Source organism: Serratia sp. PL7 (genome assembly GCF_945957435.1).
The window spans coordinates 1-493 of the sequence record NZ_CAMFLB010000124.1 but is presented as its reverse complement, the minus strand read 5'-3'; the positions used below and the strand labels follow the sequence as shown (position 1 = coordinate 493).

At 49.1% G+C, this 493-nt stretch carries 1 protein-coding gene and 2 pseudogenes; all 3 read left to right on the top strand.

All coding sequences use genetic code 11. From position 1 onward, the window contains the following. Positions 1-75: pseudogene (locus tag N6G83_RS54560) on the top strand (50S ribosomal protein L4); the annotation flags it as partial. Beyond that, positions 72-374 (top strand): 50S ribosomal protein L23, encoded by a 303-nt coding sequence (gene rplW, locus N6G83_RS54555; RefSeq protein WP_021182229.1) that lies wholly within the window; start codon positions 72-74, stop codon positions 372-374. The pseudogene N6G83_RS54560 and the gene rplW, both read left to right, overlap by 4 nt. An 18-nt stretch (positions 375-392) precedes the next feature. Continuing rightward, positions 393-493: pseudogene (locus N6G83_RS54550) on the top strand (50S ribosomal protein L2); the annotation flags it as partial.

Here is a 493-nt window from a genome sequence, read left to right as displayed (position 1 = left end):
GTTAGCCTGATCGCCTTCGACAAAGTGGTTATGACTGCTGATGCTGTGAAGCAAGTTGAGGAGATGCTGGCATGATCCGTGAAGAACGTTTGCTGAAAGTGCTGCGTGCACCGCACGTATCTGAAAAAGCATCCGCTGCGATGGAAAAAAGCAACACCATCGTACTCAAAGTTGCCAAAGACGCGACCAAAGCAGAAATTAAAGCTGCAGTGCAGAAACTGTTTGAAGTCGAAGTCGAAGACGTTAACACCCTGGTAGTAAAAGGGAAAGTGAAGCGTCAAGGTCAGCGTGTTGGTCGTCGTAGCGACTGGAAAAAAGCTTACGTCACCCTGAAGGAAGGCCAGAACTTGGACTTCATCGGCGGCGCAGAGTAAGTCGGAGGAGTAAGAACAATGGCAATTGTTAAATGTAAACCTACATCTCCGGGTCGTCGCCACGTTGTTAAAGTGGTTAACCCTGAGCTGCACAAGGGTAAACCTTATGCCCCGCTGCT

What these genes read in the sequence shown, in the direction of transcription:
- rplW (WP_021182229.1), top strand. Translation starts at nt 72, where the DNA reads ATGATCCGTGAAGAACGTTTGCTGAAAGTGCTGCGTGCACCGCACGTA.